Annotated in this window: 20 protein-coding genes; 19 read left to right on the top strand and 1 reads right to left on the bottom strand. The window is 47.3% G+C overall.

Annotation, left to right across the window (positions count from 1 at the left end):
• Nucleotides 1–20 precede the first annotated feature (20 nt).
• The 19 genes from V8F51_RS24170 (at nt 21) to V8F51_RS24080 (ending at nt 22,069) form a co-directional block, all read left to right on the top strand.
• Nucleotides 21–1,325, top strand: coding sequence for an O-antigen ligase family protein (locus tag V8F51_RS24170; RefSeq protein WP_337103075.1), 1,305 nt, complete (start codon nt 21–23; stop codon nt 1,323–1,325).
• On the top strand, nt 1,322–2,542 hold the full coding sequence (locus V8F51_RS24165; RefSeq protein ID WP_337103074.1) for a glycosyltransferase family 4 protein: 1,221 nt from the start codon (nt 1,322–1,324) through the stop codon (nt 2,540–2,542). Before V8F51_RS24170 ends, V8F51_RS24165 begins: the two co-directional genes overlap by 4 nt.
• A complete protein-coding gene (locus V8F51_RS24160; protein WP_337103073.1) occupies nt 2,520–3,893 on the top strand; it encodes a lipopolysaccharide biosynthesis protein in 1,374 nt (457 codons plus the stop codon). The genes V8F51_RS24165 and V8F51_RS24160 overlap by 23 nt, the downstream gene beginning before the upstream one ends.
• A complete protein-coding gene (locus tag V8F51_RS24155; RefSeq protein ID WP_337103072.1) occupies nt 3,886–4,932 on the top strand; it encodes a glycosyltransferase family 4 protein in 1,047 nt (348 codons plus the stop codon). The genes V8F51_RS24160 and V8F51_RS24155 overlap by 8 nt, the downstream gene beginning before the upstream one ends.
• Nucleotides 4,929–5,816 (top strand): glycosyltransferase, encoded by an 888-nt coding sequence (locus V8F51_RS24150; protein WP_337103071.1) that lies wholly within the window; start codon nt 4,929–4,931, stop codon nt 5,814–5,816. Before V8F51_RS24155 ends, V8F51_RS24150 begins: the two co-directional genes overlap by 4 nt.
• Before the next feature lie 371 nt (nt 5,817–6,187).
• Complete coding sequence (locus V8F51_RS24145) at nt 6,188–8,791, top strand: chitobiase/beta-hexosaminidase C-terminal domain-containing protein (protein WP_337103070.1); 2,604 nt, start codon at nt 6,188–6,190, stop codon at nt 8,789–8,791.
• A gap of 30 nt (nt 8,792–8,821) precedes the next feature.
• A complete protein-coding gene (locus V8F51_RS24140) occupies nt 8,822–9,805 on the top strand; it encodes a polysaccharide pyruvyl transferase family protein (protein ID WP_337103069.1) in 984 nt (327 codons plus the stop codon).
• Between the two features lie 24 nt (nt 9,806–9,829).
• A complete protein-coding gene (locus tag V8F51_RS24135; protein WP_337103068.1) occupies nt 9,830–11,200 on the top strand; it encodes a sugar phosphate nucleotidyltransferase in 1,371 nt (456 codons plus the stop codon).
• Nucleotides 11,201–11,231: 31 nt separating this feature from the next.
• Nucleotides 11,232–12,572, top strand: coding sequence for a UDP-glucose dehydrogenase family protein (locus tag V8F51_RS24130; RefSeq protein ID WP_337103067.1), 1,341 nt, complete (start codon nt 11,232–11,234; stop codon nt 12,570–12,572).
• A 24-nt stretch (nt 12,573–12,596) separates the two neighbouring features.
• The gene (locus V8F51_RS24125; protein WP_337103066.1) at nt 12,597–13,763 is read left to right on the top strand and encodes a nucleotidyltransferase domain-containing protein; all 1,167 of its coding nucleotides are present in this window, start codon (nt 12,597–12,599) and stop codon (nt 13,761–13,763) included.
• 120 nt (nt 13,764–13,883) lie between these two features.
• The gene (locus V8F51_RS24120; protein ID WP_337103065.1) at nt 13,884–14,780 is read left to right on the top strand and encodes an ATP-binding cassette domain-containing protein; all 897 of its coding nucleotides are present in this window, start codon (nt 13,884–13,886) and stop codon (nt 14,778–14,780) included.
• The gene (locus V8F51_RS24115) at nt 14,777–15,070 is read left to right on the top strand and encodes a lasso peptide biosynthesis PqqD family chaperone (RefSeq protein ID WP_337103064.1); all 294 of its coding nucleotides are present in this window, start codon (nt 14,777–14,779) and stop codon (nt 15,068–15,070) included. Before V8F51_RS24120 ends, V8F51_RS24115 begins: the two co-directional genes overlap by 4 nt.
• A gap of 68 nt (nt 15,071–15,138) precedes the next feature.
• Nucleotides 15,139–15,561, top strand: coding sequence for a lasso peptide biosynthesis B2 protein (locus tag V8F51_RS24110; protein ID WP_442956481.1), 423 nt, complete (start codon nt 15,139–15,141; stop codon nt 15,559–15,561).
• Between the two features lie 21 nt (nt 15,562–15,582).
• The gene (locus V8F51_RS24105; RefSeq protein WP_337103062.1) at nt 15,583–17,388 is read left to right on the top strand and encodes an ABC transporter ATP-binding protein; all 1,806 of its coding nucleotides are present in this window, start codon (nt 15,583–15,585) and stop codon (nt 17,386–17,388) included.
• 51 nt (nt 17,389–17,439) lie between these two features.
• A complete protein-coding gene (locus tag V8F51_RS24100) occupies nt 17,440–19,371 on the top strand; it encodes an asparagine synthase-related protein (RefSeq protein WP_337103061.1) in 1,932 nt (643 codons plus the stop codon).
• A 27-nt stretch (nt 19,372–19,398) separates the two neighbouring features.
• The gene (locus tag V8F51_RS24095; protein WP_337103060.1) at nt 19,399–19,545 is read left to right on the top strand and encodes a paeninodin family lasso peptide; all 147 of its coding nucleotides are present in this window, start codon (nt 19,399–19,401) and stop codon (nt 19,543–19,545) included.
• Nucleotides 19,546–19,716: 171 nt separating this feature from the next.
• Nucleotides 19,717–21,639: an asparagine synthase-related protein gene (locus tag V8F51_RS24090; RefSeq protein WP_337103059.1), complete on the top strand. Its 1,923-nt coding sequence runs from the start codon at nt 19,717–19,719 to the stop codon at nt 21,637–21,639.
• Nucleotides 21,640–21,672: 33 nt separating this feature from the next.
• Nucleotides 21,673–21,810, top strand: a complete 138-nt coding sequence (locus V8F51_RS24085) for a paeninodin family lasso peptide (protein WP_337103058.1) — start codon at nt 21,673–21,675, stop codon at nt 21,808–21,810.
• Between the two features lie 121 nt (nt 21,811–21,931).
• Nucleotides 21,932–22,069, top strand: a complete 138-nt coding sequence (locus V8F51_RS24080) for a paeninodin family lasso peptide (RefSeq protein ID WP_337103057.1) — start codon at nt 21,932–21,934, stop codon at nt 22,067–22,069.
• A gap of 979 nt (nt 22,070–23,048) precedes the next feature.
• Here V8F51_RS24080 and V8F51_RS24075 read toward each other — a convergent pair.
• Entirely contained in the window at nt 23,049–23,990 is a 942-nt protein-coding gene (locus V8F51_RS24075; protein ID WP_337103056.1) for an aldo/keto reductase, read from the bottom strand.
• Nucleotides 23,991–24,141: the final 151 nt, after the last annotated feature.

Genomic DNA, 24,141 nt, shown 5'->3' with positions numbered 1-24,141 from the left:
CGCTATTTATGTTATCCCTAATGCTATTGACGTACGACAGCTTGCCGTATATCCCTTTCTCGGTCTATCGGCCGATATCTATGTTTCCGATGTTTCTTGCATCCATCTTGCTCCTGTTTACGGACTTCAGGTTCAAGAAGGGAGATGTTTTCTATCTCCTCTTCGTGATGTACAGCATCGGGCATTCCTTAATCGTTGCGCTAATCAACCGTGATATCGGCAGCAGCGCGTCGCATATTATTACACTTCTGTTCGGCCTATCTATGTTTCGGGTATCGGTCTATGTAACGGAGCAAGCGAAAGAAGATCCGGAGATTATAAAGCGCATTGCAAAAAGTATTGCGATAGCCTTTATTCCTCCGCTATTTGCCGGTTTTGTTCAGCTATTCGACTCCTTTTTCGTCCGCAGCGGATTTTCCGGAGCCTTTACGGGACTGTTCGCGGAGAAAGTGTATCTCCGGAGAATTCAAATGCTGTCGGGCGAGCCTTCTTGGGCGGCTATTCATATGATGAGCGGCGGGTTAATTATGTTCTACCTGTATAAGCAGGGGTTTCGTAAGCAACTGCTTCTGCTATTTGCAACTATGCTGCTTATGGTGCTTTCCTTCTCAGCTTACGCTTACACCGTGGTGCTGACCGCGCTGGTCATTTATGTACTGGTCACGAACAAGAACAGAGGCCGGATGCTGGTCGTTCTGGCGGTCTGCGCCTTAATCGTTGTTGTAGGCGTGCCCTTTCTGATCGAAACGTTCAAGATAAGCGGCTATTTTACGGATCGGTTTCAGTTCAATTTCAATCAATTAATAAATAATGATAATTCATTTTTTGTCAGGCTGGTGTTTCCGGCCATCGGTTTTTTAGAATTTGCGAGACATCCGATTTTTGGAGTAGGCGGCGGCTTTTATTATACGGAATTTGCCTCCCTCCTACAGCAGTATTTCAGTAGCGGATTGAAATTCAGCGAGGTACACGATCTGGTATTTATTAATCCCTATGACGCTACGTCGAGAAATATGGTGTCGAAGGTGTTCGCTGAGGAAGGCCTCATCGGGGTTATCCTTTTTGGAGGATTTCTGGTTTCGATTTTTCGCAGCTGCGGGGCAAATTCGTATTCGAAATTCGCTTTTGCGTTATGCATCTCACTCGTCATGAATTTTGATTCTTATGCTTTTCTGGATTTCTGGTTGTTGTTCGGGTTCATCCGCGGGGGAGGGTTCGAAACGGAAACGATACGTACCGGCATGCCAGTACAAGTGCCCGTTCGGGTTAAAGGTAACATACTGCCCGTTAGACCTATCTATAGCGAATGGAGACGAAAGGCATGAAAATCGTTGTTGTAAATAGTTTGTACAGCCCGCATATTATTGGCGGCGCGGAAATATCGACTCAAATCTTAGCCGAAACGCTTAAATCAGTTGCTGATGTGCATGTGATTACGACAGGCGGGCAGAAGAGAAACGCCGGTATAACGTCGGAGTTGATTAACGGAGTTACGGTTCATCGTCTGCCATACAACAATCTGTATTGGATTGGCGATACGGAACACCGCGGCAAGTTGAATAAGGTGGCTCGCAGACTTATCGATATTTACAATCCCATGCAGATCGGGACTGTGGCGAACCTATTGAAGGAAATAAAACCTGATTTGGTCCATACGCAGAATTTATCCGGTTTCGGGGCCGGGATATGGACCGCTTTCTTCAAAGCGGGCGTACCGATCGTTCATACATTAAGAGATTACTCGCTCATCTCGCCGGTCAGCTCGCCGATATCCAATCCTCTGTTGTCGCGGTTATACAAGCTGACTTCGCTTGGATTCAGCAAACGGGTTTCCGCGGTCGTTGGCATATCATCACATATTTTGAACCGTCATACGGGAGCGGGTTTGTTTCCGAATGCTGAACACCTGGTCATTCCGAACGTTGTGGATGGCGACATCGTTGCGGGAGAGAAGGATTTTGAGCGAAAACCGCTGCGCATCGGCTATTTCGGCAGAATCGAACCGGAGAAAGGCGTCCGTGAAATCATCGATGCCGTTCGCTCTTTACCGGAAGAGGTGATTGAGCGGCTATATGTATGCGGAGAAGGAAAGCTGAAAGATGAGCTTTCGGAAGCGTGCAGGAATGACGGCCGCATCGTGTTCACCGGTAAAGTGAAGCCGAATGAGGCGCGGGAGCTTATGGCCCAAGTAGATGCTACCGTTGTTCCTTCGATTTGGGAAGAGCCGTTCGGGCGGGTCATCATCGAATCCTATCAAGTCGGCACACCGGTATACGCCTCAGCTGTAGGCGGAATTCCTGACGTTGTACTGAATCGCAAGCAATATCTGTTTGCGCCAGGCAGTTCGGGAGCCATTCAAGACAAGTTAATGGAATATTATTCACTTTCGGCTGAACAAAAAAGAACGATTCAAACACAATGTCTGGAACATAGCCGCAGGTTTACCAAACAATCACTGCTTGAACGGCATACGGAATTATATCAATCTGTCATGCATCAAGTAACCGGGAAGGTAGTCTATGGCACAATTGGCAATCCGTAAACTATTAAATGGAAATGGTCTTGTTCAAACGATTTTGCGTACCAGCGCAACTAATTTTATGGTGATGGTCATAACCACGCTGACCTCCATCGTGACAGCGAGAATGTTCGGCGTCGCAGGCAAAGGGGAATTGTCGGCGATTCTGTTCTGGTCGACCTTCCTGGTAGGCGTTGTCGGATTCGGACTTCCCACTTCCCTTATTTACAACATGAAGCGGCATACCGGCAAAGGGGCGGAATACATCAGGGCGGGATTTCTTTTCCAGCTCCCTGTCAGCATCATTGTGGGCGTGGCTGCATGGATCTATCTGCCGGTTTGGCTGGGCAACTATTCGGCTGACGTCATTCAGACCGCCAGATGGTACACCGTGCTGACGCTGCCGCTGCTGCTTGCGGTCAATCTGATTGCGGCGCTTGCGCAGAGCACGGACAACTTCAAAGTCTATAACGGTGTGCGGCTGTTTGTTCCGCTATTTAATTTGGCGGGTATCATCGTCCTCTTTATGGTCGGAGTGCTGAATATCCACGCTGCCTCGTTCGTCTACCTGGTCACCACGCTGCTCGTCGTCATTTGGTCCTTGCGGAAGTTGAGGGGCGAGCTGAAGATCGATTGGTTCAAACGTATGGTCGACCGGGTTGCGGCCAAGTCGTTGTTCGATTACGGAAGCAGGGTGTTTGGGGTTGAGCTGCTGGGGACCTTGTATTCGCAGTTTGACAAAATCATTATATTATCGCTGCTCACGCCGCGGGATTTCGGTCTATATGGCGTCGTTTATGCGCTCTCCCGCGTCTTCAATACGGTTCAGACGGCCATCTCGAACGTCATCTTTCCGAAATTGACAGGGCTGGATAAGGACAAAATTATTTCAACGGTCGGCCGGGCTTTCCGGTTGTCGCTTATCCTGATGACGATTGTGGTCGTACCGAGTATATTCATCGGCAAATTCCTAATGGGTATTTTATTCGGCAAGGAGTTTCTGGAGGCCAGCACCGCGTTCTATATTCTATCGTTCGAATGCATTCTCGGCGGCGGCTCATGGATTCTGGCTGCTTCGTTCAACGCATTGGGTCGTCCCGGTCTTGTGCTAATCCGGCAAGTTATAGCGCTTGCGATTACGGTCGGACTATTCTTCGTATTAACCCCTTTATACGGTCTGAACGGAATAGCTTTATCTTTATTAATCGGAGCGATGGTAAGAATGCTGGTCACGATAGCCGCGATGCGGGTCGCGTTCAAGGTGCGGTTTGCCGGTATGCTTTTTGACAAGGACGATTTCCGCTTTCTGATCGGGCGTCTGAGAGAAAAAAAGATAATTAAAAGAGCTGGAAGAGCAGGTGGAATGGATGAGTAACCCAACCGTTTATATGTGGCCCAAAGTTAGTCAATATAACAAATACTCCGAATTGCTGACGAAGTCCATCGTGGATAAGGGACTGCGGGTGGAGCATTACGATACGAAGAACACCCTTAAACCTGCAAAGGGAGACATTGTCCATATGCATTGGCCCAGTTACTCGTATCAATCGTCCACTTTCCTGCTGACGGTCGTGAAGTCAATGTTGTTTGCCGGACTTCTTTTGTTTTTGAAAGTACGGGGTGTACGGTTATTTTGGACCGTTCACAATATTTGGCCCCATTCGACGGGGAAAAGTAAATGGGATTATATGATGCGGAAGTTTATTTTATCCGTCTGCAACAAAGGGTTCGTCATGAGTGAGACGGTAAAACAAGAAGTTATCGAAACTTTCGGGGTAAGAGCTGATAAATTGATCGTCACGCCGCATGGCCATTACGTGGATGCCTATGTCGGCAATGGGACGGATATCCGAGAGCGATTCGGCATTCCTCCGGAACAGTTCCTATTCTTATTTATCGGCAGAATCAACTCTTATAAAGGAGTTGAAAAGCTGGTCGAAGCTTTCGTATCGCTGAATCTGGAGTCGGCCGGACTGCTCATAGCGGGAAAAGTGGATGCCGGTTACAAATTGGATTACATTGATCCGATTAATAACGGCAGAATCAAGGTTTATCCTCATTTCGTGGATGATCACGAGCTTGTCGACTACTTACGGGCGGGCGATGTGATGGTGCTGCCTTATAACCAGATTACGACTTCCGGCAGCGCGATTCTCGCTCTCTCTCATTATAAGCCGGTCGTTGCGCCTAAGCTCGGTTCGCTCAGCGAATATGTTTCCGAAGGATGCGGAATTTTATACGATCCTGCTGACCCGGATGGGTTGCGCAAGGCGCTGGCGATGGCAGTCCATATGAATATGAACGAGGCGCGGAAACACATCTCGAAAAAACTGGCAGAACTGGACTGGCAGGGGATAGCCGGAAAAATGATAAAAGTTTATACCGGAACGAAACGGTACGAGGTGAAAGCATGAAAGCGACAATAGCAATATGCACCCATAACAGGGCCGAAGATGTGAGAGAAGCGCTTCTAAGTCTCTTACGGCAAAATTTTACGGATGCTTTTGAGGTGATTGTGGTCGACAACCGATCCACCGACAACACCAAACAGGTTGTTCAAGAAGTCAATCAGATGACAAGCATTCCGATTATTTATGTTTATGAAGAACGGCTGGGGCTCTCCGTTGCCCGGAATCGTGCGATTCGCGAATCGAAGGGTGAGTATGTCCTGTTCTTAGACGATGATGCTATGGCTTCCAAGGAATGGATCAGCGGCATTGTCTCCTTATTTGAGTCCGATCCCCGGATCGGCTGCGTTGGAGGCAGGATTGAACCGGCATGGGAAGTGGCGGAGCCGACTTGGCTTTTGCCGGAAAACAGGACGCTCTATACCATTTTGGATTATTCCCATGAAATTGTAGAAATGAAAAAGCCGGCCATCCCATTCGGAGCCAATGTAGCTTTCCGTAAATCCGTGTTCCATTCGCTTAAACCCTTTCGCGAGGATCTGGGCAGAGTGGGAAGCAACCTGCTTTCAAGCGAGGAGGCCGAGCTCATTGATCGAATCCGCAGCAAATATACCGTCTATTATACGCCTCATGCCTGGGTGCGGCACAAAATTCCGCGCAGCAGAGTTAGCCGGAAATGGCTGCTGCGGAGGATTTATTGGCAGGGAGTAAGCAGTGCGGTCAGTTCGGAGCGGAAAACGGGCATTTTCGTCAAATCCGTCCTGAAGGTACCGGTATTTATGCTGTTGACGGTCATTTTCTTCTTCGATAAGCATCGGATTTTTCGCAATATTAGCAAAATTATATACAATAACGGTTTAATCAGCGGTGTATTGCGAACTTATAACTAACAAAGCGAGAAAGGAGAGAAGTGGTGAAGTGGGGAGCAAACATCAAGAAAAGTAACCGTACTCTGCTTAATTTGTTATTGGTTTTCACTTTACTTATAACCCTTATACCCATACATGGTTTTGCTACTTCTCCTGAAATCGTAGTTGATGATCTTGCGGATTGGAGTCACGTTTACAAACGCTCGGAGACTCTTTCTCTGCAACAATATGACGGGGCCGATGATCCTACCCGGGTGACCCGAAGTTTCAGGTCTAAGGAATACATGACCTACCGGTCAAACGGTCCTCTAGATTCTTTTTCTTTATATACGTACTATCGCGCTGACAACGGGCCGTACAATCGGCCGAATTTTTATGTCTCCCACGATGGTATGGATTATGAAGAAGTGACTCCGCAAATTTACAATGACGGGGAAAACGTGAATTTGGTCGTGTATGAATTCCGAAACTTTCGCAAGGACGCCAAATATTTGAAAATCGAATTCACTGGCAGCGATATCGCTAAATCGCCGGTAATCGGGAAAGCGGTGCTGAATGGTCCATTAGGCGTAACGGCCAACCTGCCTTCGGGATCCGTCCCTTACGGCACTATGGTCATGTTGGAAAGGGCAGCTGCCGGCGACACCGTCTATTACACCACGGACGGCAGCGACCCTAGAACGTCTCTTACGCGCAAGCTTTATGCTTCACCGATTATAGTAGTGAACGAACTCCAATTAAAGATTACCGCCGTGAAAAAATCGGCTTCGGGCAAAAAAGCGGCAAGCAGGGTTTCCGACTACCATTATACTCCTGAAAGTTTTTTGGATACGGCAGTCGGATTGCTTGATCCGCTCGACAATTTCAAGCAGCTTTACACTAAATCGAGTGTTTATATTGCGAAAGATACGCCTTATTACTTCGGCAATGATTTGCATCGGATAGCACGTACCACGGTGAAGCCTGGGAGCATCACTTATCATACGGATTTCGATATTTCTTCCTTTATGGTTGACAGCTACTTTTTCACTGGACATGCCATGGAGAAACTTCGGATCCTTAGCTCGGCGAATGGAAAGGATTATACGGAAATTTCTGCCGAGGCCTATGTGGTAGGCTATCCCGTATCCAATTGGCAGAAGTACGCTTACGAAGCTTCGTCGCTGCCGGCGGGCACGAGGTATTTGAAGATCGAGCTGTACGGATCGAAGGCTTGGTCGCCCCAAGTTTCGAATGTTACTTTCAATCGAAGCACCGCTTCCGTGAAGGTCCAGTCAACTAGAAGCACCGAATCGCTGCATACTGTACTGACCACGGTTTCGAGCGGGGCAAAGATTTATTATCGATTGAATAAAGGGCTCACTTTCCAGCTCTATTCCGAACCGCTCGAGCTCACCGGTTATAACGTGCTAGAAACCTATGCGGTCAAGGATGGCATGGATCCAAGTCCAATCCGTAAGTATACGTTCAACGCCAGCAATAATATTCAAGTGGACCGATTCGGTCAAATGATATCGGCTAAGTTTCCCGAGAAGGTGATAACCGATCAGCAACTGGAAGCGGATGCCGAGGCTGACGCCTCCTATTACGCCGGTTTAACGCCTCCTTCAGGCCGGGACCGTTTCGGTGGTCTGGCAGGCAGTGCTGCAAAATACGGCTTGCAGAACAAAGGTTTTTTTTCCATCCAGCAGATGGGAAGCCGCAAAGTGATGACAACGCCGGAAGGAAATCTCTTCTTCAGTTTAGGCGTGAACGCACTTACAGCCAATGAAACCTTTACGATGGTTAAGGGGCGGGAGGAGCTGTTCGAATCGATTCCATCTATTCAAGAGGAATATAAAACGGCTTATAACGGGACCGATAATTTTTCGTTCTACTTGGCGAACAAATACCGGAAAACAGGGGTAGTTCCAACCGAGCATGCGATCTATTCGGAGGCGGTCTTGCGCATCAAAAAATGGGGATTTAACAGCGTAGGGGGCTTCTCACCCGACAAATACGGCAGTGAGAACAACGTGCCTTACGTGCGGATGCTTCCGCTCGGCAGCATGAGCTGGGCTAAGATAGACGGAATTTCGATATTCGATATCTTTGCGCCGGATGCGGAATCCAAGATCGATAAGGCGTTTGCCAGCGCAGTCAAGCCGAGCAAGGACGATCCGATGCTAATCGGGTATTTCATCGACAACGAATACGATTTCCACAAGTTTTATTCTGGGGTGCCGAAGCTGAAGGCAAGCAAAGCGGCGATCAAAGGACACTGGGTTAAAAGGCTGAAGGACAAATATCAAGACATAAACAAATTCAACAGCGAGTGGCAGACAAGCTTTGAATCCTTTGAAGATTTGAAGGAGGCGGAGCTGCCGCTGGGGACGTCGGCGGCCTGGCGCGATACGGACGAATTTTTCAGGTATTACCTGGATACGTTCTACGGAACGGTCTCGCGGCTCTACCGCAAATATGATCCGAATCATCTTCTTCTCGGAGACCGTTGGTTAACGACACCTTTCCAGAATGAGAAGCTTCGGAGCGTTATGGCAGAGGTGGAAGGGAAATACGTGGATGTCATCAGTATCAACTATTACAGCTATAACCTGGATCCCGGTCTTTTGAAAGAAGTGTACACGAAATCAGGCGGCAAACCGATTCTGATCAGCGAATTCGGTTTCGGAACGACGGAACAAGGATTGGATCCGCTCCTGAAAAATTCGGCCGTGAATCAGTCCCAGAGGGGAACGCGTTACCGGAATTATGTAGAGGCGGCGGCCGGTCTAGACAACGTTGTGGGCGCTCATGTGTTCAATTACGTGGACCAAGCTGCTTTGGGCAGGTACTGGGAAGGCGTTTGGGGAGAACGCTATAACTCAGGCCTCGTGAATGTCGCCGACCGTCCTTATAAGGAATATTTGAAAGAGGTCATGGCGACCAACTACGACATCTACAAGGTGATGTTAGGGGAACGGTCCCAATTTTATTACGATCTCAGCAGTAAATGAGTTAAAAAAATGGTAAAGGAGAGGGCTATCATGCAGAGCAAGAATAATCACCCTATGGATGTACTGAAAAAAAAGCTGGGCCAAATTTCGGATGTTATTCCGCCGGGCTCCAACATTTACTATATCGATATCCCTGTTCACAGCAACGGCGGAGACTTGCTCATTATGAAAGGCACGGAGGCATTCTTCAAGGACTATAATATTCGCGTCCATGCACGCTACAGCGTGCTTGATTTTCCCGATTCGCTCAAGATTCCGAAAGATCATATTATCGTGCTGCATGGAGGAGGGAACTTCGGCGACCTGTATCCGGCGCATCAGAAGCTGCGCGAGAAAATCATTACCAGCTATCCGCACCACCGGATCGTGATGCTTCCGCAGACGATATTCTACAAAAAAGAGTCTGAATTCGACCGGACGGCTCAAATATTCAATGGACATAAAGATATTCATCTCTATGTCCGCGACACGTTGTCTTATAGCGCAGCAACCGAGAAATTCCATAGATGCAACGTTTATTTATCGCCTGACATGGCCCATCAACTATGGCCGATCCAGCATAAAGACAGCCCCGACAAAGATTTGCTCTGCTTCTTCCGCACGGATATCGAGAAAACGACGGAGCAGGAGCAGCTCGAATCCGCGGGCCGCGGCGATTTATTGGATTGGGCATCCCTGTACAACAGGGTGGAGCAGAAATCGATTAATCTCATTGTCAAAATGATTAAGAAAGGCAGCACTCCGCTGCCGATGCAGGCGATTTGGGGCAGGTACACCGATTATCTGGTGGATAAAGCAGTCAAGCGCTTCAGCGGTTACCGGACGGTGCAGACGTCAAGGCTCCACGGCCACATCTTGTCCTGCCTGATGGACAAGCCGAATACGCTGCTGGACAATTCTTACGGCAAGAACTCCAACTATTATCATACATGGACAAGCGGCATTGGTTCCGCCCAATTGATTGTGAAGAATGAGGGGCAAACAACAAATTCGAACGCTTCGCTAATCAGTTAACTACTATAAATAGGAGGAGTTACCATGAAAATTGTTCTACTCTCAGGAGGCTCGGGCAAACGCCTGTGGCCGCTGTCGAACGATTCCAGGTCCAAGCAGTTCTTGAAGGTGCTCAGAAATTCGGAAGGTCAGTTTGAGTCGATGGTACAGCGGGTTTGGGGGCAGATTGCCAGTGCCGGACTTCGCGAACATGCTTTGATCGCAACGAGCAGGCCGCAGGTGGAAATGATCTACAACCAGCTGGGAAGCGAGATTGATGTGATCGTCGAACCGGAAAGAAGGGATACATATCCTGCGATCGCGCTGGCGGCTACCTACTTGTATTCGGTTGAAGGCGTCAGCCTGAATGAAACGGTCGTGGTTATGCCGGTCGACCCTTACGTCGAGGAGTCATTCTTCCACAAGGCCAAAGAACTGCAACAGGTGTTGAACGAGTCGGGTGCGGATCTAGCCCTTATGGGGGTAAAACCAACCTATCCTTCCGAAAAGTACGGGTATATCGTCCCGCAAAGCGGGACTGCGCATGACGCGCCATATATGAATGTACAGAGCTTCCGGGAGAAACCCCGCCAAGAAGAAGCGGCGGCCATGATTGAGCAGGCAGCACTCTGGAACTGCGGCGTGTTCGCATTCAAGCTGGATTTCATTATTAATATCCTGCTTGCGCACGGGCTTCCGATTCAATACGACGAGATGGTGAAGCAGTACGACAAGCTTCCGAAGAACAGCTTCGACTATGAGGTTGTGGAGAGAGCCAATCTTATCGTCGCGCTGCCCTACGATGGGGATTGGAAGGATCTTGGGACATGGAACACGCTGACGGAGGAAATTGCGACCCCGTTGATCGGCAAAGGAATCATTACCGAAGGTTCATTCAATACGCATATTATCAACGAACTGGATATTCCGATTACGTTGCTTAATTTACCCAACGTCGTCGTCGCTGCGAGTCCGGATGGCATTCTCGTCTCGGACAAGGCATCAAGCCCGATGATCAAAGAGGTCATGAAACACTCGGAACAACGTCCAATGTACGAAGAGAGGCGTTGGGGCCGTTACAGAGTGCTGGATTACTTGAAATATCCCGACGGGAATGAAGTGCTGACCAAACGGATATGCATAAGCCCAGGCCAAAATTTAAGCTACCAGTACCATCTGCTAAGAAACGAGGTATGGACCGTCGTTTCCGGCAACGGGGTGATGATACTGAACGATAAGCGGTTCCCGGTAAAGGCCGGAGATGTGCTCGTTATATCGAAACAGAGCAAGCATAGTTTGCGGGCGGAGACGGAAATGGACATCATTGAGGTGCAATCCGGTTCGGAGCTTATTGAAGAAGACATCGTACGGCTTGCCTTCGATTGGAATGAAATTATGCAATTATGCACGGTGTAGGTGACTTATTTTAGAAGAAGGAGTGATGAGAATGAACATTACGGTCATTGGCACCGGCTATGTCGGGCTTGTATCGGGTGTCTGTTATGCGGAACTGGGGAATAAGGTCATCTGTGTCGACAAGGATCTTGGGAAGATCGAGATGCTGCAGGCTGGCGAGATTCCCATCTATGAGCCGGGGCTGAAGGAAATGGCGGACAAGAACAGCTCCGCCGGAAAGCTCGCTTTCACAACCGATCTGAACGAAGCAGTGCGTCAATCGGACATTATCATTCTGGCTGTCGGAACGCCTCCGATGCCAAGCGGCGAGGCGAATATGGTCTATATCAATCAAGCCGCCCTTGACATCGCCGAAGCGATGAACGGCTATAAAATTATCGCTGTAAAAAGCACGGTGCCGGTCGGAACGAACGAACGAATCCGGGAGCTGATCGGCTCCCGCACCTCCGAGCCGTTCGACAGCATTTCACTGCCGGAATTTCTGCGCGAAGGTTCTGCCGTCATGGATACGCTGAATCCGGACCGGATCGTCATCGGTGCAGATAACCCAAGTGCTGCCGATACGATGGCCCAGCTGCATCGGCCGCTGACGGAGCAAATCATCGTGACGGATATCCGCAGCGCTGAAATGATTAAATATGCATCCAATGCTTTTCTCGCTACGAAAATTTCGTTCATCAACGAGATTGCGAACATTTGCGAGAAGGTAGGCGCAGACGTAACGAAGGTTGCGGAAGGGATGGGCTACGATAAGCGGATCGGCCAGTCGTTCCTAAAAGCCGGAATCGGCTATGGAGGATCCTGTTTTCCAAAGGATACCAGAGCGCTCATCCAAATTGCCGGTAACGTCGATTACGAGTTCAAGCTGCTGCGGTCGGTTGTGGAAGTGAACCAAGATCAACGGTTTAATGTGATCCGCAAGCTGGAGACGATCTTTAATGGACAGCTGCGAGGTAAGACGGTCGCGATATGGGGGTTGGCCTTTAAGCCGAATACCGATGACGTCCGCGATTCACCGGCTCTTGAAATCATTCAATATTTGGTAGAGAACGGCGTGAAGGTGAAAGCTTACGATCCTATTGCTATGAAAAACTTCAAGGCTTTATACGGTAAGGAAGGAGTCAAATGGTGCAGTCAGGCACTTGATACCGCTCAGGACTCCGATGCGCTTTGTTTGCTAACGGAATGGGATGAATTCGCGGAAGTGGATTTGAATCTGCTGCAATCCGTCATGAATCAGGCCATTCTGATCGACGGACGCAATGTGTTTAATGAGGAAGATTTGCTCGGAACAGCATTCGTTTATTATTCCGTCGGACGCCCGAGCCTGAATCAAGGCGTTAAACAGCAAATTCCTGTCATGCAATTGTAATTCTAATGATAGTGGGGTTCTTTCATGAAAAAAGCAGCGAAAATTGATTTAAGCGATATTTCGAATGAATTATCATTTCTGTTATTCATTCTGCGCGACGTTCAAGAGTTGGATGAGAAGAGGATACGAGAATACGCTTCAAATATGAAGTGGGATTCATTCATGGAATTAACCTTGCATCATCGTGTTTATCCGATCGTTTACTTGAAACTAAATCAAATCCGTTCATCTCTTATTCCTGCCGAAATGATGGAGCTGCTCCGCTATCATTACAATTCCAATATCCTTAAGATGATGCAGCTGACCAAAGAGATGAATAAGATTTGCGGAGAACTATCAGAGGGCGGTATTCGCACCATTTTGTTGAAAGGTCCTACTCTGGCCATTCAACTTTACGGTGATATGTCGCATAGGACTTCCAAGGATCTGGATATTCTGCTCGAGGTCGAAGATGTGGAAAGAGCAGAGGAAGTTATGACACGGCTTGGATATGAATTAGAGGATGAGCGTTCATTAAATCATAATTGGAAAGAGAAGATGCATCATCTTTCCTACCGTCATAAAGAACATAATGTACAAGTTGAAATGCATTGGCGATTAAATCCTAACTCCAGTGATTCTCATTCATTCAATCGACTGTGGGGACGCAGAGATAAAGTACTTTTATTGAATCGGGAATTTCATTGCTTAGGAAATGAAGACCTGCTCTATTATCTTGCTGATCACGGTGCCAGGCATGCCTGGTTCCGATTGCGCTGGTTAATGGATATCGATCGTTTAATGCCTAACATAGATAGCGGGAAAATGCATGATTATTTTAGACAGTACGGTGGACAATCCTTCACGGGGCAGGCTTTCCTATTAGCCTCTAATCTGCTTGGTTCAAAGATTCCTCATTCTATGAATCAAGTGACGAATAATAAGAAGGCTCTTCGGCTAGCGAAAACAGCTTTGTTTTTTATCAAAAAGATCGTTAAATTAAATCCGGTTCCGGAGAAAAGCGTCGTTTGGCATTATTTCAGGTACACTCTATCACTAATGACAGGCAGGCAGAGAGCGAGGTATCTTCTGAATCACCTGGAACCTAACGTGAAAGATATGTCTCTGCTGCCGCTATATAAACCATTTCATTTTCTATATGTTCCGCTCCGGCCGTTTCTATGGTTTTGGAGAAATATCATAAATAATTAATTTTTATTTAGAAAATAGAGACATAAAATGAATTTTAAATACGAATAGTATAAATAGATACAATATTTATACGACTTGCTAAACGGGGTGTTTACTCTGAATTATTATCGAATATTTGGTTTGAACATTAAAAGTAAAATTGTTCTGCCTGAAGCATATGAAATACACGGAATTATTTCGGAATTTGATGTAGAAATTGAATTGAATCCACCGCAGGAAGATTGCCAGGATCAATTGACAACGGCCAACTACCGCTTCGATAACGGTCGATTTCTCTTTCATGTACCCGAAACAGCCATTTACAGCATTACATCCGGTACGCATATCACGGTAATCCCGTACCCGGGAGCGGACGAGGCGAAGATTCGGCTTTTCCTGCTCGGAACTTGTATGGGCGTACTGCTCATGCAAAGAGGGATTCTACCCCTGCACGGGAGCGCAGTCGTCATTGACGGGAAGGTTTACGCCATAGTCGGGGAATCGGGTGCCGGCAAATCGACGCTTGCCGCTGCGTTTGTACGCGCTGGATATCCATTAATGACGGATGACGTTATCGCGGTCTCCTTATCCCATGATTCGGCAGCAGCTATTGTCTATCCGTCCTATCCGCAGCAGAAGCTGTGGGAGGAAAGCATAGAACAATTGGGACTGCATTCTCACAACTATTCATCGATTTACCAAAGGGTTAACAAATACGCGGTGCCTATACGGTCCCAGTTTTGCAGAGAGCCTCTCCCTCTCGCCGGGGTAGTTGAGCTTATCAAAGCTTCCGAACCAGAACCATCTCTTAAAGCTTATAACAGATTAGAAGGGCTTCATGTCTTAAATGTGCATACCTATCGAAATTCCCTTCTCCATCTGTTGAACCTGCAGCAATGGCAATTTCAATCGATTGCCCGGCTTGCTTCCGGGCTCCCGGTGTACCAGCTCCGCCGCCCGGCAGACGGTTTCTCTGCCTTTAGCTTAGTTGATCAAATTGTCAGTCTGACTAATAAGAGGGAGGTTGTTATTTCATGAGCGTTGATATTATTATCGCTAACGAACTTGTTGTACAGTCGGATGGTTACCTCGTAAGCGAAATGAACGGGGAGAAGATCATGCTGAGCATCGAGAACGGCAAGTACTACAACCTAGGCCAGCTCGGGGGCCGAGTGTGGGAGCTGATGGCATCCCCTGTATCCATAAAAGATATGGTCAAGCAACTAGTAACCGAATATGAGATAGAGCCTGGAGATTGCGAACAGCAAGTTCGTACTTTCTTGCAGCAGCTTAAATCCGAAGGACTCATACAAGTTAGAAAGGAATAATGAACTTGTATAGGAAAGCGATAAGAAAAGTTAAGAGATTTATAGCTTATCCTGCAGACTTGAAGCTGATGTATGCGGAGGCTTATTTTTACTTAGCTTTGGCGAGGGTGCTTAAGCTGCTGCCATTCGCAAAAGTAGCTCCTTCTCTTGGCGAGCATATGAGGGAGACACCGTATACGAGCACGATGGAGCAGGATCTCATCCACCGCAAGGTATCCAAGGCCGTTCATGCGATGAGCCGCGTCACATGGTGGGAAAGTCAGTGCATGGTCAAGGCTGTCGCGGCGATGAAGATGCTGCGGCGAAGAGGAATCGCGAGTACGCTCTATCTGGGCAGCGGCAGGGATGAGACGGGGAAAATGATTGCTCACGCTTGGCTGCGCAGCGGGTCGTATTATGTAACCGGCAATGAAAGACTGGAACGTTATGCTGTCGTTGCCGTATTCGGGAATCACACAGAAGCTGCGGATCTGTCGCCAATTGAGCGGTAATCCGCATTAGGGGTTTTTCTCATGAAGGATTTATTCTATTTTATACGAAAAATGCGCCAGGTCTCAGGATTCCGTCTGTACCTCAATATGTTCACTACATTCGTTATCAGCTGTCTGGACGGCATTGGAATCTATATGATCGTTCCTATGCTTAGCATTATAGGCGTATTTCAAATGAATATGGATGAAGTGCCGCTTGTCTCTTCCTTATTCGCATTCATCGAGTCATCGTCGATTGAGTTAAACTTGCCGGCCGTACTTGCGATATACGTGATGATCGTAGGAGGACAAGCATTGCTTCAGCGAAGCCAGATGGTGTTGAACTCACGGATTCTGCAAGGCTTCGTCCGTTCACTCCGGACGGAAACGTATCAGGGGCTGCTTGGGGCGAAATGGGAGTTCTTCCTCCGCAAGCGGAAGTCGGATTTTCATCATGTCATGGTGAACGAGCTCGGACGGGTCAGCTACGGCACTTCCCTCTTCCTGCAGATGGTCACGGGCATTATTTTTACGGTTATTCAAATCGGCCTGGCCTTCTGGCTGTCTCCGTTGTTAACGGCCGTTGTGCTTGTAAGCGGCGGAATACTCGCTCTATTCTCGCGCAAGTTCATTAAGAAGGCGGGACATATTGGCGATAAGACATCGGAGCTGTCTCAGAGCTATTTTGCAGGAATAAGCGATCATTTCAACGGCATCAAGGATATTAAGAGCAACAGGCTGGAACGCTCCCATATCGGTTGGTTCAACAACATGAGCAAGGAGCTGGAGAGCAACGTTATCCAATTAGTACGAATCAATTCTTTGTCCCAGTTCATCTACCGGATCTCTTCCTTAACGCTTATTGCCGGATTCGTCTATTTAGCTTTAGAGGTCTTCCACACGCCGGCTGAGCAATTGATTCTGGTTGTCCTCATCTTCTCGCGGCTGTGGCCGAGGTTTATCGGGATTCAGTCGAATATCGAACAGCTGGCGACCAATCTGCCTGCTTTCAAAGCGATGCGTAAGCTGCAGCAGGAATATGTGCAGGAGAAGGAGCTCATATTGTCAGGCTCTTCGGACGGGGGAGAGCCATTTCAATTGCAGGAAGGAATCGAATGCAGACAAGTCAATTACCGGTACGACCCTAAAGAGCCGGTGTTTGCGCTGCGTGATATTAACGTCTATATTCCTGCGAATCGCATGACGGCTGTCGTTGGTATGTCCGGTGCGGGGAAAAGCACGCTGATTGATATGCTCATGGGGCTTATTCAACCGGAGAGAGGGCAAGTGCTGATTGACGGCGTTACGCTGAGAGACGAGAAGCAGCTTCTCTCGCTGCGGAGCGCAATAGGCTATGTGGCGCAAGATCCTTTTCTCTTCAATGCAAGCATTCGGGATAACTTGAAGCTGGTTGACCCTGATGCCAAGGACACCGAGCTATGGGACGCTTTGAAATTCTCAATATCCGATGAATTTGTACGCATGCTGCCACAAGGTTTGGATACGGTCATCGGTGACAGGGGTATCCGGTTGTCCGGGGGAGAGCGGCAGCGGATCGTACTCGCGAGAGCCATATTAAAGCGTCCCTCCATTCTCGTACTGGATGAAGCGACCAGTGCGCTGGACAGCGAGAACGAACGGCTGATCCAGGAGGCGCTTGACCGTCTTAAGGGAAGCATGACCATTATCGTCATTGCGCACCGACTATCGACCATCCGCAATGCGGATCAGGTCATTGTCATAGAGCAGGGCGAGGTTATTCAGCAAGGCGGCTATAAACAGCTGTCTCAAGAGGCCAAAGGAAAGTTCAGACAACTGCTCAACTATCAAACTGGCGTTAACAGTTAGTTCGGTCACCCCAGACGCTATTATATATAACTAGAAAAGATTGGAGCAATGATGAGTGCGATAGCCGGTGTGTTTAATTGTAATGAAGAACCTGTAACTGTCGAAACGATCGAAAATATGATGCAAGCCTTGCAAAAATACCCTGCCCATGATGTGCGGGTTTGGCATGACCGTTTCGTATTTTTAGGTTGTCACGCGCAATGGATCACACCTGAATCGACTAAAGAACGGCTGCCCTATTACGACGAACAACATAAGCTCGCCATTACCGCAGACGCGATCATTGACAACAGGGAGGAATTATTTAACCGGTTGCAGGTGGAGCATTTCCGGCGGAAACAGATGACGGACAGCGAGCTTATTTTGGCGGCGTACCTGAAATGGGGGAGGGAAGCTCCGCGATACCTGATAGGAGACTTTGCATTCATCATATGGGATGAGCAAAAACGCCATCTTTTCGGCGCGCGTGATCTGTCGGGAAATCGAACGCTGTATTATTATCATCATTCCGGGCAGTTTGCTTTTTGCACGGTGATGAATCCGCTGTTTACTATTTCCGGTGTCAAGAAGGAACTGAATGAGTCATGGTTGACCGAGTTTCTCATGATCCCTATCATTTTGGATACGATCGATGTTCACTCCACGGTTTATCATCATATCGATCAAATTCCTCCCGGCCATTCGATTACGGTGGCGGACGGAAACCTTGCATTGGAGCAATACGGGACATTCATAAAGCCTGGCGGGAATCTTAAACTAAAAACAAACGGCGAATACGAAGAAGCATTTCGTGAAGTCTTTCAGGAAGCCGTTACATCGAAGCTCCGGACATACCGGAGTGTTGGTGCAAGCTTAAGCGGAGGATTGGATTCGGGGGCTGTCGTAAGCTTTGCCGCAAACCCGTTGCGGCAGGAAGGGAAAACATTACAAACCTACAGTTATGTCCCTCCCACTGATTTTGTGGATTGGACACCGAAAAGCTTGCTTGCCGATGAGAGACCTTATATCGGGGCCACGGTTCAGCATGTAGGCAATATCGCGCACAACGATTTGGACTTCTCGGGTCGCAACTCCTTTGAGGAAATGAATGACCTGCTCGAGCTGATGGAGGCGCCTTACAAGTTTTTTGAAAATTCATTCTGGATCAAAGGGATTCTCGAGCAAGCGGAGAAGGACGGAGTCGGAGTCTTGTTGCATGGAGGGAGCGGGAATTACTCCATCTCGTGGGGCCCGGCGCTGGATTACTACGCTCAGCTTTTAAGAAAGCTGCGTTTGCTGCGTTTTTACCATGAGCTGAAGCTTTATGGCAGAAATATGAGAATCGGGAGATCAAGGTTGCTGCCCATAATCGGCAAACTGGCATTTCCGGCTCCGGCTTTTTTCTCGAAGCCCTCGCCGGATATCCCGCATTTAATTAATCCGGATCTAGCGGAACGAACCAAAGTCTTCGATAAACTTAAAAACCATAATGTCGGATTAACCGATTCTTCAATGAACGAATTTGCGGCAAGAATCTATCAGTTCGAAAATTTGTCGTTCTTAAACCATCAGGGGACGTCATCAACGAAATTATCGTTACGCTATGCCGTCAGGGAAAGGGATCCGACCAGTGATCCCAGAGTGGTTCGATTTTGTTTATCCGTGCCTGTAGAACAGTATGTCCAAAATGGTATGGACCGTTCTTTGATTCGAAGATCGACCGAAAATTATTTGCCCGATAAAGTCCGGTTCAATCTTCGCGTTCGGGGTGTGCAGGGGGCGGACTGGATCCATCGCATGATTCCATCGTGGAGTGCTTTTACGGAAGAACTTCATCAGCTTTGTGGTGATACTGGGGCTTCGTATTTTCTAAATGTGAAACAAATTAAAGAATCGCTTTCGAAAATTGGAAACTCGCCCAAAGCTGAATTAGCCTTTGATCCGAATGCAAGATTATTAATGCAGAGCTTAATTGTTTACCGTTTCATAAGGCAATTCTCATAACGCCCCATATGAAAGGAGGTGATACAAATGACAAAGGAAACGAAGAAAGAATGGCAGACGCTGACGTTGGAACTCCTTGATGTCAGTGCAACCATGGGTGGGAAAAACGGAGTGTATCCTGACAGAAATGGTAAAGGTAACAATAATGGTCACCCCCATGCGGAGGATTCCTAGGACGACTTGCTGCTAGTCCGGTTATTTTCGTGGCCCTTATATTTTTATAACGTATAAGGGCCCTTCTTAAAGATAAAGAAGGTTTAAGTTCACAGAGGAAGCTTTCTTTATCGTTAAGAGGGCAAGGAAGAAATAGGTGTAATGAATCATAAGTCGATAGGGTGTGATTGCATGAGCGTTATTGCCGGTGTTATACAATTCGATAGGCCGCTGCATCCAGAAGATGGAACTGCCGATTTCATGGAAGCCGTACGGCAGTTTCCCGGAGATGGCTTTGAAACATGGGAAGATGCGTCGGTTCTACTCGGCTGCCGGTCTCAATGGATAACGCCGGAATCGGTTAATGAACGCCTTCCTTTTCGGGATGAGCATTCCGGACTGGTTATAACCGCCGATGCAATCATTGACAATCGCGGGCAATTGTTCGAGCAGCTTGAGATTGGACGGGACAGAAGAAGCGGGATAACGGACAGCGAGCTCATTCTGCTGGCTTATCGCAAATGGGGTCCGGAGACGCCGCGTTATCTAATTGGAGACTTCGCTTTCGTTATATGGGACGAAAGCAGAAAGCTGCTGTTTGGGGCGAGAGATCAGCTTGCCAGCAGGACACTGTATTATCACCGGAGTTCGAATCAATTCTCGTTCTGCAGTGTAATCCATCCGCTATTCTCCCTAGCGGGAATAGAAAAGAGACTATGCGAAGAGAGGTTTGCCGAATTTTTGGCGATACCGACGCTCTTGGATGCTGTCGATGTCCATACGACCTATTATGCAGATGTTTTGCAGCTGCCTCCGGCACACGCGTTTACTTTGCAAGAGGGGAAGCTAACGGTTGCAAAGTATGGCTCATTAATGCCGGATAAGAGCCTTACCTTAGGCTCTGATGACGAATATGTGGAGGCTTTTCAGGACATTTTTCTGGAATCCGTTCGCTCGAGACTGCGTACCTTCAAGCAGGTGGGAGTCACCCTTAGCGGGGGACTTGATTCCGGCTCGGTGTCAGGGTTCGCTGCGAGGATGCTCGCCAAGGAAGGCAAGAGCTTGCATGCCTTCAGCTATATTCCGGAGCGGGATTTCAAAGATTGGACGCCCAGAAGCATGTTTGCGGATGAAAGTCCTTATATTCAGTCCATCGTCGATTATGTGGGAAATATCAAGGCGAACTTATTGGATTTGCCGGGGATAAGTCCTTTTACGGAGATTGATGAATGGATGGACGGTTTGGAAGGACCTTACAAAAATTTCGAAAATGCATTCTGGGTGAAAGGTATCCATGAAGAAGCGGCGAGTCAAGGAATAGGTGTCTTGCTCACGGGCGCCAGAGGGAATTACTCGATATCCTGGGGTTCAGCTGTCGGTTATTACAGCATGCTGGTGAAGAAGCTGCAATGGCTCCAATTATACCGAGAGATTACGATGTACGGCGAGCAATTGGGCATCGGCCGGAAACGGATCGTTCGCGCGATTAGACAGCAGGTTTTTCCAGAGAAAGGGTCTCCGTTTCAACCGGGAGTGCCTTCCATCATTCAGGCTGATTTTGCAAAGAGCTCCGGGGTATATGAGAAGCTGTCGCAGTATGATGTCGGTTTGCGGGAGTCAACCTATCAAATGCTGAGAGAACGCGAGAATTATTTCAGCAATCAGGCGGTATTAAGCATGCAAGGTACCATTTCGGCAAAATCATCCTACCGGCTGGGAATATGGGAACGGGATGCAACCAGCGATATACGTCTAATCAAATTTTGCCTGTCGATTCCCGTGGAGCAATATGTGAAGGATGGCTTTGGGCGTTCTCTTATCCGAAGAGCAACGAATCATATTCTGCCAGACAAGGTGCGATTGAATCAGCGGACTCGCGGCGTTCAAGGCATGGATTGGGTGCATCGGATTATTCCCCGCTGGCCGTCGATAGAAGAAGAGCTTCGTACACTATGCAGGGATGAGCAGGCCTCCCGCTACTTGGATCTGATGCAGGTGAAGGAATCGATGAGCAAGGTAAGTTCGGGAATTAAGCCCGAGCAGGCTGATGACCCTCACTTAAAGTTGCTTATGCGCAGCTTGATTGCCTATCGTTTTCTCAAAAGGTTGATTTAGGAATTTAAAGGGCACTTGAAAGGAGGTGATGGTATGGAGAAAAAACAATGGACAGCTCTTTCGCTGGAAGTGATGGGAGTATCCGAAACAATGGCAGGATTTGGCGTATCGAAAATCGACTACACTTATGTTGACGGCAAGCTCGTAGACATCGATGTTTATGATTCTTAGGATTCTTCGGCACTAAAGCCGGAGCAGACTGAAAGCCTCACTCAAATATACTTATGTGCTGCTAGATAGCTTATCGGTTTCTCAAACGGCAGAAATCGGACATGAAAGGAGGTGGAGTGTAATGGAGAAAAAACAATGGACAGCACTATCCCTGGAAGTGATGGAAGTATCGGAAACGATGGCAGGTTTTGGTGTATCGAAAATGGATTTTACTTATGTTGACGGCAAGCTTGTTGACATTGACGTTTATGATTCCTAGGATTCATCGTATACCATTACAGTACTAGAACACGCCGTAGAGACCACAGCTTTAGCTGTGCCTTTACGGCGCTTTTTGTGTTGAGCAACTAATGTTCGTTGAAATAAAGTGTCAGACGGATAATTATCAAGTCCTAAACTAAAGAAAATCAATAAAATAAAGAGTTCTACATATTATGCATGTCTAATATGTGGAAACTTTATGTTTAACTATCGTCCCCCGCTAGCGTAATGATCTGATCTTGCCGAATGGACGACCATAGGGATTTACTTTGACAAGGATAATTCCTTCTTTTTTATCATAAATGAACAAATAAATTCAAACATGTCCGCAAAGCGGGCGATACGTCTGTTTGCATTTAAGCTAATTAGATTCTACCTAAACCTCTATCAGCTTCTATTTGAAGTTCAATAGTTTTTGATCCCATGTATTTTCGTGCAGTCCCTAGAATCGATTTGTCATTCCCGAGGGATCTCCAAAACCGTAACTGAAAAAAGGTTCATTAAGTTAGTATCTTCGTCATTAGATACTGCTTCAAAATATTTAAAAATACTTTCTAACAGATTGAAATTTCTTTCCTCTCTTAATAGTTTAATTATTTCAGGCATGAAGATGCCCTCAACTATGATAGTTTCTAGCACCTCACCGCGCGATTGATTCTTTATACGCAGCCTCAGTTGACGGTAAGAAATGCAACATTCTTCTAAAGAATTCTTCCGAATTTTTACTCATTACTACCAGCTCCTCTATTAGTACAGTACTATCTTCCTTAAGTTTATATCTTGAACTATACTGCCGGTTACTTCAATGGCGAACTGCATCCGATCGTATACCGGCTGCCGCATTGTACATTAAGCTATAGTTCCTCGTTAGTTCAACACGTAAATGATTTTTATGATTTAGAGAACAAATAGAAAAGACAATCCTACTTAATTAAGATAGCAGGATTGTCTTATTTTTTTATGAATCTTTATTGGTATTACATTCCGGGATAACGTCCACCAAATGCTGGACTAACGGCATCAAGGCGGGCTAAATCGTCGGATGTAAATTCAATATCGACTGCAGCAACGTTTTCTTCAAGATACTTGCGGCGTTTCGTACCTGGAATCGGCAATGCGCCTTTCGCTACTGTCCAAGCTATTGCCAGTTGAGCAACCGAGCAATTTTTCTCTTTTGCGATTTCTACGAGCTTGTCCACGACATCAACGTTCTTTTGGAAGTTGTCACCTTGGAAACGTGGCAAGTATTGACGCATGTCATTGGGCTCAAAATCTTCCGGTTTTCGAAGATCGCCAGTAATGAAACCTCTGCTAAGAGGACTATAAGCCACGAACGTGATACCCAGCTCGTCAACAACGGGAATTATTTCTTCTTCAACGTCACGGCTCCAAAGGGAGTATTCCGTTTGAAGAGCAGTAATAGGATGCATGGCATGCGCTCGACGAATATTCGATGCGTCAGCTTCCGAAAGCCCAAGATACTTTACCTTTCCAGCCTTGACGAGGTCAGCCATAGCGCCGACTGTTTCTTCAATTGGGACATTTGGATCCACGCGATGCTGATAATATAAATCGATATATTCAAGATTAAGACGACGAAGGCTCTCATCAATTGCTTTCTTTACGTAATCAGGATGACCACCGATGAATTCCCAGTTCGGTCCAAAAGTGAATTTGGTAGCAACTATAGCTTGCTCTCTCCGTCCTTTAAGCGCTTTGCCGAGAAGTTCTTCATTGTGTCCGTTCCCGTAGGTATCGGCAGTATCCAGAAGCGTTACACCAAGTTCCAGCGCTCGATGAATGGTTTTAATGGATTCTTCATCATCAATCACGCCATAAACGCCCGGAGACATACCCATCATGCCTAATCCGATCGAAGAAATGTCCACTCCACTGTTGCCAAGCTTTCTTGTTTTCATTTGGACTACCTCACTTTTATTTTAATTAACCTCGCTGATCATCATAACATATAAAAATTACAAGGTAAACAAAATATGAGTTTTGTGTCTACTTTGTAGTTTATGTATGATTTTTTGCTTGCAACAGGTATAATAGATGTGAGGGGGTAAT

Source organism: Paenibacillus sp. YIM B09110 (genome assembly GCF_037167145.1).
Lineage (GTDB): Bacteria > Bacillota > Bacilli > Paenibacillales > Paenibacillaceae > Pristimantibacillus.
This window is presented reverse-complemented; position numbering and strand designations above follow the sequence as displayed.

Excerpts from the sequence above, each read along its gene's own strand:
- V8F51_RS24170 (WP_337103075.1), top strand. The coding sequence starts at position 21 with ATGCTATTGACGTACGACAGCTTGCCGTATATCCCTTTCTCGGTCTAT.
- V8F51_RS24165 (WP_337103074.1), top strand. The coding sequence starts at position 1,322 with ATGAAAATCGTTGTTGTAAATAGTTTGTACAGCCCGCATATTATTGGC.
- V8F51_RS24160 (WP_337103073.1), top strand. The coding sequence starts at position 2,520 with ATGGCACAATTGGCAATCCGTAAACTATTAAATGGAAATGGTCTTGTT.
- V8F51_RS24155 (WP_337103072.1), top strand. The coding sequence starts at position 3,886 with ATGAGTAACCCAACCGTTTATATGTGGCCCAAAGTTAGTCAATATAAC.
- V8F51_RS24150 (WP_337103071.1), top strand. The coding sequence starts at position 4,929 with ATGAAAGCGACAATAGCAATATGCACCCATAACAGGGCCGAAGATGTG.
- V8F51_RS24145 (WP_337103070.1), top strand. The coding sequence starts at position 6,188 with ATGGATTATGAAGAAGTGACTCCGCAAATTTACAATGACGGGGAAAAC.
- V8F51_RS24140 (WP_337103069.1), top strand. The coding sequence starts at position 8,822 with ATGCAGAGCAAGAATAATCACCCTATGGATGTACTGAAAAAAAAGCTG.
- V8F51_RS24135 (WP_337103068.1), top strand. The coding sequence starts at position 9,830 with ATGAAAATTGTTCTACTCTCAGGAGGCTCGGGCAAACGCCTGTGGCCG.
- V8F51_RS24130 (WP_337103067.1), top strand. The coding sequence starts at position 11,232 with ATGAACATTACGGTCATTGGCACCGGCTATGTCGGGCTTGTATCGGGT.
- V8F51_RS24125 (WP_337103066.1), top strand. The coding sequence starts at position 12,597 with ATGAAAAAAGCAGCGAAAATTGATTTAAGCGATATTTCGAATGAATTA.
- V8F51_RS24115 (WP_337103064.1), top strand. The coding sequence starts at position 14,777 with ATGAGCGTTGATATTATTATCGCTAACGAACTTGTTGTACAGTCGGAT.
- V8F51_RS24110 (WP_442956481.1), top strand. The coding sequence starts at position 15,139 with ATGTATGCGGAGGCTTATTTTTACTTAGCTTTGGCGAGGGTGCTTAAG.
- V8F51_RS24105 (WP_337103062.1), top strand. The coding sequence starts at position 15,583 with ATGAAGGATTTATTCTATTTTATACGAAAAATGCGCCAGGTCTCAGGA.
- V8F51_RS24100 (WP_337103061.1), top strand. The coding sequence starts at position 17,440 with ATGAGTGCGATAGCCGGTGTGTTTAATTGTAATGAAGAACCTGTAACT.
- V8F51_RS24095 (WP_337103060.1), top strand. The coding sequence starts at position 19,399 with ATGACAAAGGAAACGAAGAAAGAATGGCAGACGCTGACGTTGGAACTC.
- V8F51_RS24090 (WP_337103059.1), top strand. The coding sequence starts at position 19,717 with ATGAGCGTTATTGCCGGTGTTATACAATTCGATAGGCCGCTGCATCCA.
- V8F51_RS24085 (WP_337103058.1), top strand. The coding sequence starts at position 21,673 with ATGGAGAAAAAACAATGGACAGCTCTTTCGCTGGAAGTGATGGGAGTA.
- V8F51_RS24080 (WP_337103057.1), top strand. The coding sequence starts at position 21,932 with ATGGAGAAAAAACAATGGACAGCACTATCCCTGGAAGTGATGGAAGTA.
- V8F51_RS24075 (WP_337103056.1), bottom strand. The coding sequence starts at position 23,990 with ATGAAAACAAGAAAGCTTGGCAACAGTGGAGTGGACATTTCTTCGATC.